Annotated in this window: 15 protein-coding genes; 10 read left to right on the forward strand and 5 right to left on the reverse strand. The window is 60.8% G+C overall.

The genetic code is table 11. From position 1 onward, the window contains the following. Position 1 precedes the first annotated feature (1 nt). Genes OK142_RS21810 through OK142_RS21820 form a run of 3 tightly spaced genes read right to left on the reverse strand, consistent with a single transcriptional unit; the run spans position 2 to position 2,888 of the window. On the reverse strand, positions 2-1,066 hold the full coding sequence (locus tag OK142_RS21810; protein WP_498685139.1) for a FecCD family ABC transporter permease: 1,065 nt from the start codon (positions 1,064-1,066) through the stop codon (positions 2-4). After that, positions 1,063-2,076 carry a FecCD family ABC transporter permease gene (locus OK142_RS21815; RefSeq protein ID WP_498685140.1) on the reverse strand — a complete coding sequence of 338 codons (1,014 nt, stop codon included), beginning with the start codon at positions 2,074-2,076 and terminating at the stop codon, positions 1,063-1,065. Before OK142_RS21815 ends, OK142_RS21810 begins: the two co-directional genes overlap by 4 nt. Further along, positions 2,073-2,888, reverse strand: coding sequence for an ABC transporter ATP-binding protein (locus OK142_RS21820; protein WP_137039597.1), 816 nt, complete (start codon positions 2,886-2,888; stop codon positions 2,073-2,075). The genes OK142_RS21815 and OK142_RS21820 overlap by 4 nt, the downstream gene beginning before the upstream one ends. 200 nt (positions 2,889-3,088) lie before the next feature. Here OK142_RS21820 and OK142_RS21825 point away from each other — a divergent pair, with 200 nt between their 5' ends. Next, positions 3,089-4,390, forward strand: coding sequence for an NtaA/DmoA family FMN-dependent monooxygenase (locus OK142_RS21825; protein ID WP_498685141.1), 1,302 nt, complete (start codon positions 3,089-3,091; stop codon positions 4,388-4,390). A gap of 2 nt (positions 4,391-4,392) precedes the next feature. Here the strand turns inward: OK142_RS21825 and OK142_RS21830 are convergent, their stop codons facing one another. After that, complete coding sequence (locus OK142_RS21830; protein ID WP_498685169.1) at positions 4,393-5,169, reverse strand: IclR family transcriptional regulator; 777 nt, start codon at positions 5,167-5,169, stop codon at positions 4,393-4,395. A gap of 271 nt (positions 5,170-5,440) precedes the next feature. On the opposite strand from OK142_RS21830, the gene OK142_RS21835 reads away from it, so the two are divergent. Beyond that, positions 5,441-7,534: a TonB-dependent receptor gene (locus OK142_RS21835; RefSeq protein ID WP_498685142.1), complete on the forward strand. Its 2,094-nt coding sequence runs from the start codon at positions 5,441-5,443 to the stop codon at positions 7,532-7,534. Between the two features lie 222 nt (positions 7,535-7,756). On the opposite strand, the gene OK142_RS21840 is transcribed toward OK142_RS21835, so the two are convergent. After that, on the reverse strand, positions 7,757-8,944 hold the full coding sequence (locus OK142_RS21840; protein WP_498685144.1) for an acyl-CoA dehydrogenase: 1,188 nt from the start codon (positions 8,942-8,944) through the stop codon (positions 7,757-7,759). Positions 8,945-9,040: 96 nt separating this feature from the next. Between OK142_RS21840 and OK142_RS21845 the strand changes: the two genes are divergently transcribed. The 8 genes from OK142_RS21845 to OK142_RS21880 all read left to right on the forward strand — a co-directional run bounded on the left by OK142_RS21845 (position 9,041) and on the right by OK142_RS21880 (position 17,693). After that, positions 9,041-9,961: a LysR family transcriptional regulator gene (locus OK142_RS21845; RefSeq protein WP_498685146.1), complete on the forward strand. Its 921-nt coding sequence runs from the start codon at positions 9,041-9,043 to the stop codon at positions 9,959-9,961. A gap of 136 nt (positions 9,962-10,097) precedes the next feature. Continuing rightward, positions 10,098-11,165: a LacI family DNA-binding transcriptional regulator gene (locus OK142_RS21850; protein WP_498685147.1), complete on the forward strand. Its 1,068-nt coding sequence runs from the start codon at positions 10,098-10,100 to the stop codon at positions 11,163-11,165. Next, positions 11,162-12,184, forward strand: a complete 1,023-nt coding sequence (locus tag OK142_RS21855) for an ABC transporter substrate-binding protein (protein ID WP_498685148.1) — start codon at positions 11,162-11,164, stop codon at positions 12,182-12,184. Before OK142_RS21850 ends, OK142_RS21855 begins: the two co-directional genes overlap by 4 nt. Positions 12,185-12,358: 174 nt before the next feature. Next, complete coding sequence (locus tag OK142_RS21860; RefSeq protein ID WP_003499007.1) at positions 12,359-13,186, forward strand: ABC transporter permease; 828 nt, start codon at positions 12,359-12,361, stop codon at positions 13,184-13,186. After that, entirely contained in the window at positions 13,183-13,962 is a 780-nt protein-coding gene (locus OK142_RS21865; protein ID WP_065655279.1) for an ABC transporter permease, read from the forward strand. Before OK142_RS21860 ends, OK142_RS21865 begins: the two co-directional genes overlap by 4 nt. Next, positions 13,955-14,980, forward strand: a complete 1,026-nt coding sequence (locus OK142_RS21870; protein ID WP_003499011.1) for an ABC transporter ATP-binding protein — start codon at positions 13,955-13,957, stop codon at positions 14,978-14,980. The genes OK142_RS21865 and OK142_RS21870 overlap by 8 nt, the downstream gene beginning before the upstream one ends. 2 nt (positions 14,981-14,982) lie before the next feature. Then, entirely contained in the window at positions 14,983-15,903 is a 921-nt protein-coding gene (locus OK142_RS21875) for a nucleoside hydrolase (protein ID WP_498685149.1), read from the forward strand. Then, on the forward strand, positions 15,900-17,693 hold the full coding sequence (locus OK142_RS21880) for an adenine deaminase (RefSeq protein ID WP_498685150.1): 1,794 nt from the start codon (positions 15,900-15,902) through the stop codon (positions 17,691-17,693). Before OK142_RS21875 ends, OK142_RS21880 begins: the two co-directional genes overlap by 4 nt. Positions 17,694-17,880: the final 187 nt, after the last annotated feature.

The raw sequence follows: 17,880 nt of genomic DNA on the forward strand, positions 1-17,880 counted from the left end.
TTCAGTGGCTGTTGGTTCGGCGCAGCGCCTGCAGGCGCAGCGTGAGGATGAAAAGCGGAACGCCGATCAGCGTCAGCGCAAGGCCGATCGGCATCGGCGTATCGGCCACCAGTCCACGCGAGAGCGTATCGGCAGTCACGACCAGAATGCCGCCGGTCAGCCCCGACAGGAAAAGCCTGGCGCGGCCGACGGCGGGTGAAACGAAGGTGGCGAGATGCGGGGCAATGACGCCGAGAAAGGTCAAGGGGCCGACTGCGGTGACGGAAGCGGAACTGAGGATAACCGCGAAGACGATGACGAGCGGGCGCGAGCGTTTGACGGTTTCGCCGAGCGCCATGGCCATCTCGTTACCGAGATCGAAAACCGCAAGCGCCCGGCCGATGAGAAAAATGCCGGCAAGGCTGGCCGCGAAGAGGGGCGCGAAAACGAGGATGATCGGCCAGCTCGCCTGAAACAGCGAACCTGCCATCCAGTCGGCAAGCGAAAGCGAAGTTTCCGTCGGCGTGTAGAGCAGAAGCACTGAGGAGACGGAGGAGAGGGCGGATTCGATCGCGATGCCCATCAGCAGGATAGCGAGCCCGCTGGAACGTTCGCGCCCGACAAGCGCGATCAAGAGGAAGGCCACCGCAAGACCGCCGCCGACGGCCGCAAGCGCCACCATGGTCTTGGGTGCCGCCGGCACCAGCACCAGAAGCAGCATGATGGTGGTCATCGATCCCTGGCTCAGACCAAACAGGCCGGGATCGGCGAGCGGATTGCGGGCAACCGATTGCAGCATGGCGCCTGCCAGCGCAACGCTCCAGCCGGCCATGAAACCAAGCAGGATGCGCGGCAGCCGCACCGTCCACAGCGCATAGGCCTGATCGTCGCTCAAGTACCCGCCGGCAAGGCCGCGTAGGAGGTCAATGAGACCGGTCTGTGTATTTCCGAGGCTAACGGAGATGGCGGCCAGCGCCAGTGCCAGCAGGATCAGTGCAAGGCTGGCCTTCAGGTTGCCGATGCCGATCTGCAGACCGCTCGGCAGCCGCAGGACCGCTTTACCGTCGGTGGCGAATTGCCTTTTCATGACAGCCCCCTTGCCGAAGGCGAAAGATAAAAGCGCTTGACGATGACGATGAAGACGAGGCCGCCGAGCAGGTCCATGAACAGCCCGGTATTGACCACATAGGGCCTGAACAGGGTCTGCGCGCCAAGGTCGGCCAATATGCAGAGACTTGCACCGACAAGGGCGGAAGCCGGCAAAGCGAGCCTGAAGTCCACCCCGACCAACGGCCGGACCATATGCGGAACGATGAGACCGACGAAGCCGATCGGGCCACAGATCGCCACGGCTGACCCGGAGGCCAGCATGGTGGCGAACAGTGCGATGCGGGAAACGCGTGTGACGTTGACGCCGGCGGAGGCGGCTTTTTCCGCACCCAGCAGAACGAGCGTCAGCGGACGGGCGACTGACCAGAGCATTACCAGCGCAATGGCGCCAATCCACCAGAAATCGCTGAGGCGTCCGGCATAGACATGGTTGATGTTGCCGCCAACCCAGCTCAGGAATTCGGCGCGGCGTGTGGGGTTTGACAGAAGGAGGGCGTTGGTGATGCCGATCAGCAGCATGGAGACAAGCGCACCGGAAAGGATGAGCGACAGGCCGCGCGGATCGTTTGCCCGCCCGGCCAGCCGGGCGACGAGAAAGCAGGCGCCAAAGCCGAAACCTGCGCCTGCCAACGCCGCAAGCCCCTGCACCTCCGGAGAGAGATCGAACACCAGCGCGCCGGCAACCACAAACAGTGTCGCACCGGCATTCAAGCCCAGGGTGGAGGGCGAGGCGAGAGGATTGCGGGCAAGTCCCTGCAGCACGCAGCCGCTGACGGCCGTGGTGGCGCCGACATAGATCGCAATTAGGGAACGCGGGATCTGCTGATAGAGGAGGACCGACTGTTCATAGGTTTCGGCCTCCCCACGCAGGAGCGTTGTCGCGATTTCGGCAAGTGGCATGTCGGCAGCCATCAGCACGAGGTTGATGACGAGAATAATGACCAGCAGCAGGGCCGCAGCGAAGATCAGCGTTATTTTCGACGTCATGCCGGAATGGCCTGTTCCTGCCGCTCGAGGCGGGGTACGCAGATGAGCCGCCCCTGCCGGGAGAATATGTCGGCCTCGAGATCGAAGACATCAGCAACATTGGCTGATGTGACCGTATTCGCCACCGGCCCGGAGGCGAGAACCCGCCCGGCCTTCAGCATGATGACGTCATCGGCGAAGGTGGAGGCGAGATTGAGATCGTGCAACACGACGATGACCGTCTTGCCGTGCCTGTCCGTCAGCTCGCGCACGAGGCCGAGTACGGCATATTGATATTTCATGTCGAGGTGGTTGACTGGCTCATCCATCAGGATCACCTCCGTGTCCTGCGCCAGCACCATGGCGATGAAGGCGCGCTGGCGCTGGCCGCCGGAGAGCGTGTTGACCTGCGCTCTCGCCTTGTCTTCCAGCCCGACGGTCTTCAGCGCCTCGGCGAAAAGCGCCCGGTCGCGCTCGGATGGGCCGCCGCCAAGCCCGTAACGCGCATAACCCGCAAGCTCGATCAATTCGCCAAGCGTCATATAGTCAGGGCAATGGCATTCCTGCGGCAGATAGGCGATGCGGCGGGCGAGTTCGCGGCGTCCGATCTCGCCGATCAGGCGGTCATCAAGGCTTATCCTGCCGGATGACAAAGGCACGAACCCCATGATGGTCTTCAACAGCGTGGACTTGCCACAACCGTTGGGTCCGACCAGCGCTGTGACGCGGCCGTTTTGAAAGCGGGCAGACAGGCCCTGCAATACGGGGACGTGTCCGTAACTCGCATGAAGGTCCGTGGCATCAAGCACCGGATTACAACTCCTGTTATTCATAGGGCCGTGCGTCGAGACGACGCACGGCTTATCTAAGCTTTTGAATTCACACATCGAACTTGCGGAAATCGCGTTCCATACCGGCAAGTGCGACAGGGTGGTCTTGAAGCGACACTAAACTATAGTAAAATTCTCCACAAATCGAAATTTGCCGATTCACATCGGGGATTTCGGAAGGATTTTTTCAGTTGAGGTGTTTCATGTCAGTCGCGCGCAAGCTCCACATCGGCATGTCGCTGGCGCCAACCTGGCTCAGCGGCGAGGCATGGCGGCGTCAAGACAGCGATATAGACGGGGTTTTCTCCAGCGATTATTTTGTAGACCTTGCAAAGCGTGCCGAGGCTGCGCATGTGGACTTCGTGTTCCGGCCCGATACGCTTTTTCTGCGCACCGAGGGGCTGGAGACCGGCGGTGGATTTGCGAGCATGGACCCGACCATGCTTCTGGCGGCCATCGCACGGGAGACCAGCCATGTCGGCCTGTTATCCACCGTTTCGACGACATTTCTGCCGCCCTATGTGGTTGCTCGCCAGCTGCAATCGCTTAACTGGCTGAGCAACGGCCGGGCGGGCTGGAACATAGTCACGGCGCTGGACGGTCACGAAAATTTCGGCCTGACGGAAATGCCGTCGCCGCAGGAGCGTTATGAGCGGGCCGCCGAGTTCACGCAGGTGGTGCAGCAGCTCTGGGCAAGCTTTCCGAACGAGGCGCTGAAGCTGGACAAGGAGAGCGGGCGTTTTGCCGATTCATCGCTGGTGCAGCCGGTCGCCCATGCGGGCAGGCACTTCAGCGTCAAAGGCCCGCTCAACCTGCCGGCCCATGCCAGCCGCATTCCGCTGGTGCAGGCGGGTGCTTCTCCCGAGGGGCGCGATTTTGCGGCTTCCGTTGCGGACGCGGTCTTTGCCTCGACGCCGGATATGCAGGCGGCAATCGAGTTGCGGGCGGATTTGCAACAAAGAGCGGAGCGGCATGGTCGCTCACCGGATGTGGTGAAGCTGATGCCGGGTCTCAGCCTCTATCTCGCAGACACGAAAAACGAGGCGCAGGAACTCTTTGCCGAGACCCATGCACGGGCCAATCGCGCCCGCATCTTTGCCTCCATTCATAATTTGACGGGCCTTGATCTCTCCGACTGGCCGCTCACGCGGATCGTCACCGCATCGGATTTGCAGCTACCGCCCGAGACACCCAGAAGCCGCACCCATGCCAGCCTGCTGCTGCGGCTGATCGAACGGGAGACGCTGAGCGTTGCGGAGTTGTTGCGGCGTCCGGAGGTGATGGGATCTGGCCACTGGCAGATCATCGGCACGGTTGATGATGCTTTCGAAAATATCCGCGAATGGGCAAAGGCCGGTGCTATCGACGGCTTTGTCGCGGTGCCAGGCGGTTCCGTTGCGTCGATGCGGCTGGTGCTGGAGCGGCTGCTTCCGAGGCTTGGTGATGCCGGGCTTTTCCGCACGGCCTATTCCGGCCGCACCTTCGCGGAACATCTGGCCGGGTAGGTTTACGATCCGCCGGATTCTGCCGTTGCCTTTCTGGCCGCTTTGAGAAGCTGCGGAAAATGCCCCTCGGTCTCGGCGGTCGCGAGGAAAGACACGGTGGTGACGACGCAACAGATTTCGCCCTGCGCGTCGAAAACCGGGCCGGCCTTGCCGGTCAGGGCGGAAAACAGGTGTTCGTTGAGTTCCGCGCCGCCCGTTTCGCGAATGGTGTGCAGGACTTTGGCGTCCGGGCGGGAGCCGCGAAAGGCGGCCGGCTGCAACTTGCGCACCGCCGCTATCCTGTCAGCCGGCAGATAAGCCTGGAAAACCAGCCCGCAGGCGCTGTTATCTAGCGGCAGAACATCCCCTAGCGCTACGGTGCTGATGGAGAAGCTGGCGCTCCTGTGCCACTGCACCACGGTCGGGCCGCGATCGGTCCAGATCGCCACGCCGCAACTGGCGCCGATCTGCGAGGCAAGCGTTTTCATCTGGCGACCGGCGGTCTCGACCGGATTGATTCGCCTGAGCGCACTGATGCCTATCGCGAGTGCGGTTGGGCCGAGGTCGTAGCTGCCGGTTGCAGGGTCCTGTGCCACCAGTCCTTCCCGCACGAGGCTTTGCAGGTAACGATGGGCGGTGGAGCGGCCGGTGCCGGCGCGTTTGGCGAGTTCGCCGAGTGCAAGCGCCCTGTCCGATTTTGCCAGAAGATCGAGAAAACGCGCAGCAATCGACACCGACTGAATGAGTGCAGAGCGCTTCTCTCCCTCGTTTTCCGGCAGATTGCCCAGCTCGTCATCCATGGCGTTCAAGCCCGTTCCCCCTTGTCGCGTGACCATGCCTAGCGCATCGGAGCGGAAATCGGAATCGATTTCTGAGCCGTTTCAACGTCTTCCCCTTGCGGTGCGGAAGGAGGCGACAAAGGAAACTCGATAAACTTTGTTGTAAATATGGCACATGCCGTTGCGGAACCCTGTGTGTCCGCAATACAGAACGCATTCTCTATTGCGAAACGTATAACGCTTCCGTTACTTGAATATGACTTTAATACTCATGTTTATTTAGGGGTGTGTGATGGGGTTTCGTTCTAGCGGCCGTTTGATGAGCGGGGTCAGCGTGTTGACGCTGGCGGCTTTGTTTGTGACGCCGGTTTTCGGTCAGGATCAGCAGGCTGAGGCCTCGGGAACGACCGTTCTCAAGCCGATTGTGGTGACCGGTGAAAAAGTCGCGCGCGACATGAAGAACACGGCGTCATCCGTCTCGGTCATTTCCAGTGAAAAAATCAAAAAGGAAAAGACCGGCGACCCGACCGTATCGGAAGCGATCAAGGATATTCCGAACATCGTCTATACTGACAATGTCAGCGCCCCCATCATTCGCGGACAGGATACGCAGGGACCGAACACGGGCTCTATCGCCTTCTTCACCGGCACGGTGCCGCGCGCTACGATCAATGTCGACGGCCACTATCTCGGCTACAATGAATTCATCTATGGCGCCTCCTCCATCTGGGATGTCGACAGCATCGAGGTCTTCCGCGGCCCGCAGACCACCTCGCAGGGCGCCAACGCCATTGCCGGTGCGATCCTCGTCAATACAAAGGACCCGACCTTTACGCCGGAGGCATCCTATCAGGCTGAAATCGGCAACTATCACCAGAAGCGGGGTTCATTCGCACTTTCCGGTCCTCTGATCGAAGATGAGCTGGCGGCTCGTATGGCCATCGACTACTCCGGCCGCGACACCTTCATCGATTACATCAGCTCGGCTTTTGCCCATGACGGCACGGACCAGAACTTCAAGGAGTTCAATGGGCGCTTCAAGCTTCTGTGGGAACCGGCTGAAATTCCCGGCCTTTCGACCAAGCTGACCTATTCCTACAACGCCTCGAACCGGCCAAGCCAGGAGGCGGCGTCGCGCCCCTTCGAGGATCTCAACCACATTACCACGACGATGCCGAGCTTCAGCCAGTATACCAATACAGGGATTCTGGACGTCAATTATGATTTCGAAAACGGCGTGAAACTGTTCAACCAGACGCAGTTTTCCTCTTCCATCGCCAAGCGCCGGGTTGGCATTGCCAATAACGGCGATGCGGATGTCGATCTCAAGAACACCTCCCACGAAACGCGCGTGACCTTCGGCGATCAGGAAGATGTGCTGAGCGGCGTTGCGGGTATTTATTACGCCCACTCACAGGCTGACGAAGTCCTTTATCTGCGCGGGACGTCCAGATTTGACGATACCAAGGACAATCTCGGTCTTTTCAGCGAGTTGAGCTATCGCCTGACCGACCAATGGACCCTGACGGGCGGCCTGCGCTACCAGCAGGACCAGATTCAGCGCAGCGGTTATCGCACATTGAGCGCGACCTCCAGAAGCTCGGTCAATTATGACGAAACCTTCTCGGAAATCCTGCCAAAGGCCTCGCTCGCCTACGCCATCAATGACGACTGGACAGTCGGCGGCCTGATCAGCCGCGGTTACAATCCCGGCGGTGTCGCATTCGACCTGACGACCAGCAAATGGCGGACCTTCGACAAGGAAACCATCTGGAACTACGAGCTGTTCACGCGTGCCAACCTGCTGGACGATACGCTGACGTTGAATGGCAACCTGTTCTACATGGACATGAACAATGCCCAGTTTAACGTTCCGGTCGTTGTTTCCACGGGCATCAGCGAATCCTACACCGTCAATGCCGAGGAAGCCCATGCCTATGGTCTGGAAATCGGCGTGGATTATCAGGTTCTCGACAATCTGACACTGAAGGCCAGTGCCGGTCTGCTGAAGACGAAAATCGACGAGATTTCCAGCAACGCTGCCTATGTCGGCAAGGAATTCGCCAAATCGCCGGGTTACAGCTTCACCATCGGCGCAAGCTGGGATGTGACGGACAAGTTCACCGTCTCGGGCCAGGTCCGTCATCTCGACGGTTATTATTCCGACACGGATAACAAGGCCGTTTATGCGATCGACCCCTATACGATTGCGGATGTGCGGGCGAGCTACAAGTTCCAGGAGGAGCTTGAGTTCTACGCCTACGTCAAGAACGTCTTCGACGAGCGCGCACCGACGCTCATGAAGGAAAACCGCGGCATTGGCGGCATTGAGGCCAGCATGACCGAACCGCGCATGTTCGGCATCGGTGTTCGCGGCACGTTCTGAGCCGTCACCTGAGTTGAAAAGCAAAAAGGCCTTCGAAGTGATCTTCGAAGGCCTTTTTTGATGCAGAATCCTCCACACGCGCCGTCATCCTCGGGCTTGTCCCGAGGATCCAACCACGTAGCGTTAGATCAATCGGTTGCAGATGCTCGGGACAGGCCCGAGCATGACGAAGGAGAGGTTTCAGGCCACTGTAAAACCTAACTCCGCGACGCCGAGAAAGCCTCAGAAAAACGCCTGAATGCCCGTCTGCGCCCGGCCGAGGATCAGCGCGTGGACGTCGTGCGTGCCCTCATAGGTGTTGACCGTTTCGAGGTTCTGGGCGTGGCGCATGACGTGATATTCGATCTGGATGCCGTTGCCGCCGTGCATGTCACGGGCCTGGCGGGCGATGTCCAGCGCCTTGCCGCAATTGTTGCGCTTGATGATGGAGATCATTTCCGGCGCCATTTTATGCTCGTCCATCAGCCGGCCGACGCGTAGCGATGCCTGGAGACCGAGAGCGATCTCGGTCTGCATGTCGGCGAGCTTCTTTTGGTAAAGCTGCATGCCGGCCAGCGGCTTGCCGAACTGCTTGCGGTCGAGACCATATTGCCGGGCGCGGAACCAGCAATCTTCCGCCGCACCCATGACCCCCCAGGAAATGCCGTAACGGGCGCGGTTGAGGCAGCCGAACGGGCCTTTCAGGCCGGAGACATTGGGCAGCAGCGCGTCTTCGCCCACTTCCACGCCGTCCAGAACGATCTCGCCCGTAATCGAGGCGCGCAGCGACAGCTTGCCGCCGATCTTGGGGGCCGAAAGTCCCTTCATGCCCTTTTCCAGCACGAAACCGCGGATCTGGTTGTCATGGGCTTCCGATTTCGCCCAGACGACGAAGACGTCGGCGATTGGCGCGTTGGAAATCCACATCTTCGAGCCGCGCAGGCGATATCCGCCCGCGATCTTTTCAGCGCGGGTCTTCATGCCGCCGGGGTCGGAACCGGCATCCGGCTCGGTCAGGCCGAAACAGCCGATCAGTTCACCGGAGACGAGGCCGGGCAGATATTTCTTCTTCTGCTCGTCCGAGCCATAGGCGAAGATCGGGTGGATGACGAGCGAGGACTGCACGCTCATCATCGAGCGGTAGCCGCTGTCGATCCGTTCCACTTCGCGGGCGACGAGACCATAGGCCACGTAACTTGCATTGGCTGCGCCATATTCTTCCGGCAGGGTGACGCCGAGCAGGCCGGTGCGGCCCATCAGGCGGAACAGTTCAGGCTCGGTGGTCTCGGAAAGATAGGCCTCGGAGACACGCGGCAGAAGTTCCGATTTGCCGAAGGCGGCGGCGGCGTCGCGGATCATCCGCTCGTCGTCGGTCAGTTGGTCTTCGAGCAGAAAAGGGTCCTGCCAATTGAATGCTGCGTGTTCGCTCACGTGATGCCTCCGGATTTGCTGGCCGGATTATTGGTATTCGAGCCAGCCGGCACAAGCCATGTTTACTCATTTTTGCATTACATATAGTAATGGCTCATGACGTCTCTCAGCCGCAAACTTCTGCCCTCCACCAGTGCGCTCGCCGCCTTCGATTCCGTTGCCCGGCTCGGCAGCTTTTCCGCCGCAGCGGACGAGCTTGCATTAACGCAGGGGGCGATCAGCCGGCAGGTTATGTCACTGGAAGAACAGCTTGGCGTGCGCCTGTTCGAGCGCGGCGCACGCGGGGTGGTGCTGACGACCGAGGGCCGCGCCTACGCGAAATCGATTGCCGCAGCCCTTGGCGAGATACGCTCCGCGTCCCTCCAGATCATGACCAAAACGCATGGCAATACGCTGAACCTTGCCATGCTGCCGACATTCGGCACCCGCTGGCTTCTGCCGCGCATTCCCGATTTCGTTTCCAGCCATCCGGAAATCACCATCAATTTCGCCACCCGCATCGGGCAATTCGACTTCGAGCGCGAGCAGCTGGATATGGCGATCCATATCGGTCAGGCGGACTGGCCGGGGGCGGAAAGCACCTTTCTGATGCATGAAATGGTCGCCCCGGTGTGCAGTCCCGAGTTTCTGAAGGCGCATCCCATCGAAAAGGGTGAACATATTGCAGCGCTTCCGCTTCTGCACATGGCTTCGCGGCCGGGCGCATGGAGCCACTGGTTCGAAAGCCTCGGCCTGTCGCTTGCCCTGCCGCAGGGCATGCGCTTCGAGCAGTTTTCCAGCGTGGCGCAGGCCTGCATCGCCGGACTGGGCGTGGCGCTGATGCCGCTTTTCCTGATCGATAATGAGCTGAAATCGCGGCAGCTGGTGAAAGCCTTCGATCATCAGGCCAAAAGCCCCAGCTCCTATTATGCCGTGGCGCCGCTTTCGCGCGCCAACCACGTTCCGGTCGTGCTGTTTCGCGACTGGCTGGTGCGGCAGGTAGAGGCCTATCGTGCCGCCAGCAATCCACAACTCTAAAAAAATAATAGCACTTTTTTCGGGCATTTAGACTTTATGCCTCGGTTTTCGCCCGGTTTTGCCCCGGTCCGGACTCGACAGGGCGGTTTTGCTCGACTATCGTGATTAAACGTTTAATCAGCCCTTTCGGACCATTATGGCGTCTTCACGGCCTGCCACCAATCTGAGCGCGATAGCAGCGGCACTCGGCGTGTCGGTTGCAACCGTGTCCAATGCGCTGTCGGGCAAGGGTCGGGTTTCGCCGGAGCTGGTGGAGCGCATCCGCAAGACCGCAACCGAGCTTGGTTATGTGCCGAGTTCGGCGGGCAGGGCGCTTCGCACCGGCAAAAGTGGCGTTCTGGGGCTGGTTCTGCCCGATATTGCCAATCCTCTTTTCCCGCAGATCGCACAGGCCATCGAAAAGGCGGCCGTCAATGCCGGTTACGGTGTGCTGATCGCCGACTCGCGCGGTGAGATCGCCATGCAGACGGACGCGATCAACCGGCTGATCGAGCGCGGGGTGGATGGCATGGTGGTCGTTCCCCGCCGGGGCACGCGCATCGCCGATGTCGACTGTCCGGTGGCGGTAATCGACAGTCCATCGACACCCGGAAACACGGTTGCCGCCGACCATTGGGATGGTGGCAGGCAGGTCGGCGAATATCTGGCGGGGCTTGGCCACGACAGGGTGGTGCTGGTGGGCAAGAACCGCGATTCCAACGTGCAGAACGACCGCCTTGGCGGCATTCGCGATGGGCTCGGCAAGGCCTGCACCACGCAGACGCTATGGATAGATGCCATTGAAAAGGCTGATGGCGCGGGTTGCCGTCTTGGCCTCGCCGACCGGGTTGCGGATGGTTTTACCGCCTTCGCCTGCGTATCGGACCTGCATGCGCTGCGCGCGCTTACCGAATTGCAGCGCGAGGGTATCGAGGTGCCGGAAGAGGCCAGTGTAACGGGCTTCGACGATCTGATTTTTTCGGCCGTCGTGACGCCGCCGCTGACGACGATGCGCATGGATATGGGCCGCATCGCCGATCTGGCGGTCGAGGCGCTGCTGCGCGCAATCGATGGCGAAGCCGGTTTAGAAAACGGCATCGCCGCCGAGGTGAAGGCCGAAATATCGAACATACCGATGGCGCTGATCATGCGCGGCTCCACCGGCAGAAAAAAGCATGATGCGATTGAAGCCAAAAACACGACAGCAGGAGAACTCACACCATGAAAAAAATCATTCTTGCATCGGGCGCCGCCCTGATGCTGACGATGGGTGCCGCGCAGGCGCAGGACAAGACGCTGACGATCTCGGTCTATGCCTTCGCGCAGGACGAATTCAAGGAACTGGTCTATACGCCGTTCGAAAAGCAATGCGGCTGCAAGCTGGTTGTCGAAACCGGCAACAGTGTCGAGCGTCTGGCCAAGATGGAGGCCAACAAGGCCAATCCGGTGGTCGATCTCGCCATCGTTTCCATGGCGGATGCGCTTTCCGCCACCCGCAAGGACCTGATCCAGAAGATCGACGCTTCCAAGGTGCCGAATATCGGCAAGCTCTATGACATCGCCAAGGACCCGAATGGCGACGGCATGAGCGTCGGCGTCAATTTCTACGCCACCTCAATCGTTTACCGCACCGACAAGATGAAGGTCGATAGCTGGGCCGATCTCCTCAAGGACGGTATCGTCGACCACGTCGCCTTCCCGAACGTCACCACCAATCAGGGCCCGCCGGCACTTTACATGCTCGGCAAGGCTATCGGCAAGGATACGCCGGATCTTTCCGGCGCCATCGAGGCCGTGGGCGAAAAGAAGGATGATATCGTCACTTTCTACGTCAAGTCCTCGCAGCTGGTGCAGTTGATGCAGCAGGAAGAAATCTGGGCCGCCCCGATCGGCCGCTTCTCCTGGGCGCCTTTCACCAAGCTTGACCTGCCGCTCGCCTGGGCAACGCCCAAGGAAGGCCAGACCGGCGGCATGAATGTGCTCGTGGTGCCGAAGGGCACGAAGAACGAAGATCTGGCACTGCAGTTCATGGATTTCTGGCTCTCGACCGACGTTCAGAAGGCGCTGGCCGAAAAGCTGGTGGACAGCCCGACCAACAGGGAAGTCAAGGTTTCCGACGAGGTGGCGAACAACATCACCTATGGCGACGAAACCGCAAAAAGCCTGCAGCTCATCCCTTCCGACGTGACGCTGGATAACCGCGACAAGTGGCTGTCCGAGTGGAACTCCAAGGTCGGGCAATAAGCCGGGACAGTTTCAGTCAGGAACGGGGTGATTTTCAGCGTCCGCAAGGGCTCGCCCCGTTTCAGGAAAAGCGGTTTGGTCGTCCCCTGACCGCTTTTCCAACCTTTTCACACCGCAAGCCGGCACGCCGGCTTCAACCGTAACCGGCCGCGTGGCCGTTCAGGGAATAAACCCATGTTTCAGAACCGGGCCGAAGCGCTGGCGCTTGCCTTGCCCGCCGCTATTTTTGCGGCGGCGGTCTTTCTTGTGCCGGTCTTCATGCTTCTGTCGGAGGGCTTCCACAGCGCCGATGGCTGGACATTGTCCGCTTACGCCGATTTCTTTTCCGATCCGCTGAACCAAACGGTTTTCCTGCGCACCCTGAAGCTTGGCGCGCTTGTCACCATCGTCTCGGCGGTGGTGGGTTATGCGGCGGCTTTCGCCATCGTCAACCTTTCGCCGGGGGCAAAAGGCCATGTGGTCAATCTGGTCGTGCTGCCGCTGATGATTTCGCCGGTTGCCCGCACCTATGCCTGGATCGTCATTCTCGGCAGAACCGGCATCGTCAACCAGGCGCTGCAGGCGGTCGGGCTGAGTGACGCGCCGATCCGCATCCTGTTTTCCGAAACGGCCGTCTTCATCGGTCTCCTGCAATTGTTTCTACCGCTGATGATCATCTCCCTTATCAGCGCGCTGGAGAATATGCCGAAGGATACCATCGCCGCCGCGCGCGTTCTCGGCGCAAACTGGTTGCAGGTGTTCTGGAAGGTCATCCTGCCGCTCACCAAGGAAGGGCTGGTTGTCGGCGGCACGCTGGTCTTCACCGGTTCGCTGACGGCCTATATCACGCCCGCCATTCTTGGCGGCTCCAAGGTGCTGATGCTGGAAACCCTGCTTTACCAGCAGGTGACTGTTTCCAACAATTTCGTCGCCGCCAGCGTCATCGCCTTCATCCTGATCGTCATGAGCTTTGCCGCCAATATCCTGCTGAAGCGCATCGCCACCGCAAGGAACAAGAAATGACCCGGCAGCTCTTCATTCCGCTCACGCTCCTGCTTGTCGTCGGTTTCCTCATCGGGCCGTTCCTCATCATCGTTGCCGCTTCGTTTTCGGCCGGCGATACGCTTGCCTTCCCGCCGCAGGGCTTTTCGCTGAAATGGATCGCCAAGGTCTTTACGGTTGAGAGCTTCCGGGAAAGTTTTGCGATGTCGATGTTCCTCGCCATTGGCGGCACCTTTGCAGCGCTCATTCTCGGCATTCCCGCCTCCTACGCCATGTCGCGCTACAAGCTGCCTTTTGCCGAGACGGTGCGCACCATCGTTTCCGCGCCGATCATCGTGCCCGGCATCATCGTGGGTCTGGCGCTGCTGCGTTATTTCGTCGTGCCCTTCGGCATCGGCATCACGCTTGCCCTGTTCCTCGCCCACACAGCGCTCATCCTGCCCTATGCGGTGCGGGTGGTATCGGCCAGCCTCAACAATCTGCGCTCGGACATCGAGGAGGCGGCGGTGCTGCTCGGCTCGTCGCGGGTCGGCGCGTTTTTCCGCGTGGTGCTGCCGAATATTCGCGGCGGCATTCTCTCTGCCTTCATTCTCGGTTTCGTGACGAGCTTCAACCAGGTGCCGGTCTCGCTGTTCCTGTCGGGCCCGGGCGTTCGCACGCTGCCCATCGACATGCTGGGTTACATGGAAATCGTCTTCGATCCGTCTGTCGCCGCACTCTCCTCGCTGCTCGCCTTCCTTTCCATCGGCATCGTTTTCATGGCCGAACGTTTTCTGGGGTTCTCCCGTTATGTCTGACGCAAATTATCTTTCGCTCCAAAAAGTCTCGCTCGCCTATGGCAACAGCATTGCCGTCAAGGATCTCGATCTCGATATCCGCAAGGGCGAACTTCTCGCGCTGCTGGGGCCTTCCGGCTGCGGCAAGACCACGACGATGCGCGCCATTGCCGGGCTGATGCCGGTGGCGGGCGGACGTATCGATCTCGATGGGGCCGATATCACCCGCGTTGCCGCCAACAAGCGTGCCGTGGGTCTGGTGTTCCAGTCCTATGCGCTCTTCCCGCATCTGACGGTCTATGAAAACGTCGCCTTCGGCCTGAAGCTCAAGGGCATGAACGGCAAGGCGCTGGACGACAAGGTCGCCTCCGGTCTGAAGTCCGTGGGGTTGTCGAACTTCGCATCGCGCAAGCCGGCAGAGCTTTCCGGCGGCCAGCAGCAGCGCGTGGCGCTGGCGCGCTCCATGGTTATGGAGCCGAAGGTGCTGCTGCTCGACGAGCCGCTCTCCAATCTCGATGCGCGCCTCCGGCTCGAAATGCGCACAGAATTGCAGCGCGTGCAGAAGGAAACCGGCGTGACGATGATCTTCGTCACCCATGACCAGATCGAGGCCTTGGCGCTCGCTGATCGCATTGTCGTCATGAAGGGCGGCAAGATCGAGCAGATCGGTACGCCGGAAGACATCTACAATGCGCCGGTTTCGTCCTTCGTGGCTGACTTCGTCGGCTTCGAAAATATCTTCGCGCTGGAAGGCGGGGCGCTGAAAACCGCAAACGGCACAACACCGCTTACCGGACCAGTCCCTTCAGCATCTGGACTGGCCTGGCGGCCGCGCATGGTCACCCTCGGTTCAGGTCCTTTCCAGGGAACCGTGCGCGGCACATCCTTTGCCGGAAATACGCGTGAATATCTGCTCGATACGCCGCTTGGCGCCATAAAGGCGGAAACCGATGCCGCGCTGACCGTCCACACGATCGGTGATACGCTCGCCTTCGACCTGCCGGTCGAAAAGGCGGCAAGCCTGAAGGTGTTTGGCTGATCATGGGGGTATGGATCGATACCGATATGGGCTTTGACGATATCGCCGCCATCATGGTGGTGCAATCGGCAGGCCTTGCCATTGACGGCATTTCGCTGGTCTTCGGCAACGCGACACTTCAGGCGGTCTGCCGCAATGCGGCGGGTGCCGCTGCCGCCTTCGGCTGGTCGATGCCGATCCATCAGGGCCGTGAGATGCCGGTGCTCGGTGCGCTCGAAACTGCCCAGTCTATCCTCGGCGATAACGGCATTCCGACTGTCGGTCAAAGCCTGCCGGATGCGGCGGCTCTGCCGAAAAGCGATGCTTTTGCCGCCCTGTGCGGCTGGCTTGAGGGGGCAGGCGAGAAGCGCATCCTCGCGCTCGGCCCGCTCACCAACATCGCCGCCCTTTGCCTTGCCCGGCCTGATCTTGCGGCCAGAATTTCCGACCTCACCTGGATGGGCGGCGGCGTGACCAGCGGCAACCATACGGCATCTGCCGAATTCAACGCCTTTGCCGATCCGGAAGCGCTGGCCATCGTGCTTTCCCACGGCCTGCCGCTGCGCATGGTTGATCTGGACGCCTGCCGCAAGGTTACCGCCTCGTCGGCCGATGTGCTGCCGATCCGCTATGCCGGTGGTAAAAACGCTGGTCTGATTGCCGATCTGCTGGAAGGTTTCATCGGCATCGCAACAAGGCGCGGCAGACCCGCCATGGCGCTTTATGATCCCGTCGCCGCTGTCGCTTTCACCTCCGAGCTTCTTGGATGGCGCCATGCGCGGATCGATGTCGAACTTCACGCCTCGCTGACGCGCGGACGAACGGTGGTTGAGGCACGGGCCGAGAAGGTGACGGGTTTCAACGCGCATTTCGCCGAGACGGTGAATGCCGAAGCCGCAAAGGCTGCGGTTCTCGAGGCGTTGCGCCGGGAGGCCGCCCTATGAGTGCGCAAATCCCGATGCGCGAGCCAACCGATCTCAACGACGATGTGCTGCGCACCCGCGCGGTTGCAGCTGCGCGCGGCGATGCGCCTTTTGATGTTCTCATTACCGGCGGAACGCTGGTGGATGTGGTGACGGGCGAGCTTCGTGCCGCCGATATCGGCATCGTCGGCCGGCTGATCGCCAGTGTTCACGAACCGGCAAGCCGCAGCGACGCTGCGCAAATCATCGATGCGACCAGTGCCTATGTCTCGCCGGGCCTGATCGACACGCATATGCATATCGAAAGCTCGATGGTTACACCGGCTGCCTATGCGGCGACGGTCGTCGCGCGTGGCGTCACCACCGTCGTCTGGGACCCGCATGAATTCGGCAATGTGCATGGTGTGGAAGGGGTGCGCTGGGCGGCGAAAGCAATAGAAAACCTGCCGCTGCGCGCCATTTTGCTTGCGCCGTCCTCAGTGCCGTCAGCACCGGGGCTGGAATGCAGTGGCGCGGATTTCGATGCTGCCATTCTCGCCGATATCCTGTCATGGCCGCAGGTTGGCGGCGTTGCCGAAATCATGAACATGCGCGGCGTCATCGAGCGCGATCCGCGCATGAGCGGCATCGTGCAGGCCGGGTTGGTCTCGGAAAAGCTGCTCTGTGGCCATGCGCGCGGCCTGAAGGATGCCGATCTCAACGCCTTCATGGCAGCGGGCGTTTCTTCCGATCACGAGCTGGTCTCGGCTGAAGACCTGATGGCAAAGCTTCGGGCGGGGCTGACCATCGAGCTGCGTGGTTCGCACGATCATCTGCTGCCGGAATTCGTGGAAGCGCTGAACGCGCTCGGCCATCTGCCGCAGACGGTGACGCTCTGCACCGACGATGTTTTCCCGGATGATCTGTTGCGGGGTGGCGGGCTGGATGATGTGGTGCGCCGCCTTGTCGGTTATGGGCTGAGGCCTGAATGGGCGCTACGCGCCGCCACTCTCAATGCCGCGCAACGGCTCGGCCGTTCCGATCTCGGCCTCATCGCCGCCGGTCGCCGTGCCGATATTGTCGTCTTCGAGGATTTGAGCGGCTTTTCGGCACGCCATGTGCTCGCCGGCGGCAAAGCAGTCGCGGAAGGCGGGCGTATGCGCGTCGAGGTTCCGGCCTGCGATGCGACAACGCTCGAAGGCTCGATGAAGCTGCCGCAGCGCAAGGCCGATGATTTCCGGGTTGCCTCCGAAGGCTCGAAGGTCCGCCTCGCCACCATCGACCGCCCGCGTTTCACGCAATGGGGTGAGGTGGAGGCCGAGGTGAGGGATGGTTTCGTTGTGCCGCCAGAGGGCACCACGATGATTTCCGTCACCCATCGCCACGGCAAGGCCGAGCCTGTCACAAAAACCGGCTTCCTCACCGGCTGGGGAAGCTGGAACGGCGCCTTCGCCACCACCGTCTCGCATGACAGCCACAACCTCACCGTCTTCGGCGGCAATGCCGAGGACATGGCACTGGCCGCCAATGCGGTGATAACGGCAGGCGGCGGCATGGCTGTCGCCTCTGAGGGCAAGGTGACGGCACTTCTACCCCTGCCGCTCTCCGGCCTCGTTTCCGATGCGCCGCTTGAGGACGTCGCAAAGGCTTTCGAGGCATTGCGCGCCGCCGTCGGCGATGTCGTCGAATGGCAGCCGCCCTATCTGGTCTTCAAGGCCTGTTTCGGCGCCACGCTCGCCTGCAACATTGGCCCGCACCAGACGGATATGGGTATTGCCGATGTGTTGACGGGAAGGGTGATGGAGAGCCCGGTGATTGCGACGGTGGGGTAGGCCGGGGGCCAAGCGTTGCCAAAAAGCCGGTATATTGCTAAATCCAACCCCTGTTTACCCGTCGCTTTATAGGAATGTTGAACATGGGTGCCTCGAAGTCAGCAGATAAGTAAGCCGCAACGACGATATTTCGTTGTTGCGGCGTTCTGTCGAGCAATCTCTGTTCCATCGGGCAGACGCCGCCAAA

Source organism: Agrobacterium sp. BT-220-3 (assembly GCF_025910175.1).
GTDB classification, from domain to species: domain Bacteria; phylum Pseudomonadota; class Alphaproteobacteria; order Rhizobiales; family Rhizobiaceae; genus Agrobacterium; species Agrobacterium oryzihabitans.

Bases quoted from the DNA above. Each gene is read 5' to 3' on its own strand.
- OK142_RS21810 (WP_498685139.1), bottom strand. From the start codon at position 1,066: ATGAAAAGGCAATTCGCCACCGACGGTAAAGCGGTCCTGCGGCTGCCG.
- OK142_RS21815 (WP_498685140.1), bottom strand. From the start codon at position 2,076: ATGACGTCGAAAATAACGCTGATCTTCGCTGCGGCCCTGCTGCTGGTC.
- OK142_RS21820 (WP_137039597.1), bottom strand. From the start codon at position 2,888: ATGAATAACAGGAGTTGTAATCCGGTGCTTGATGCCACGGACCTTCAT.
- OK142_RS21825 (WP_498685141.1), top strand. From the start codon at position 3,089: ATGTCAGTCGCGCGCAAGCTCCACATCGGCATGTCGCTGGCGCCAACC.
- OK142_RS21830 (WP_498685169.1), bottom strand. From the start codon at position 5,169: ATGGATGACGAGCTGGGCAATCTGCCGGAAAACGAGGGAGAGAAGCGC.
- OK142_RS21835 (WP_498685142.1), top strand. From the start codon at position 5,441: ATGGGGTTTCGTTCTAGCGGCCGTTTGATGAGCGGGGTCAGCGTGTTG.
- OK142_RS21845 (WP_498685146.1), top strand. From the start codon at position 9,041: ATGACGTCTCTCAGCCGCAAACTTCTGCCCTCCACCAGTGCGCTCGCC.
- OK142_RS21850 (WP_498685147.1), top strand. From the start codon at position 10,098: ATGGCGTCTTCACGGCCTGCCACCAATCTGAGCGCGATAGCAGCGGCA.
- OK142_RS21855 (WP_498685148.1), top strand. From the start codon at position 11,162: ATGAAAAAAATCATTCTTGCATCGGGCGCCGCCCTGATGCTGACGATG.
- OK142_RS21860 (WP_003499007.1), top strand. From the start codon at position 12,359: ATGTTTCAGAACCGGGCCGAAGCGCTGGCGCTTGCCTTGCCCGCCGCT.
- OK142_RS21865 (WP_065655279.1), top strand. From the start codon at position 13,183: ATGACCCGGCAGCTCTTCATTCCGCTCACGCTCCTGCTTGTCGTCGGT.
- OK142_RS21870 (WP_003499011.1), top strand. From the start codon at position 13,955: ATGTCTGACGCAAATTATCTTTCGCTCCAAAAAGTCTCGCTCGCCTAT.
- OK142_RS21875 (WP_498685149.1), top strand. From the start codon at position 14,983: ATGGGGGTATGGATCGATACCGATATGGGCTTTGACGATATCGCCGCC.
- OK142_RS21880 (WP_498685150.1), top strand. From the start codon at position 15,900: ATGAGTGCGCAAATCCCGATGCGCGAGCCAACCGATCTCAACGACGAT.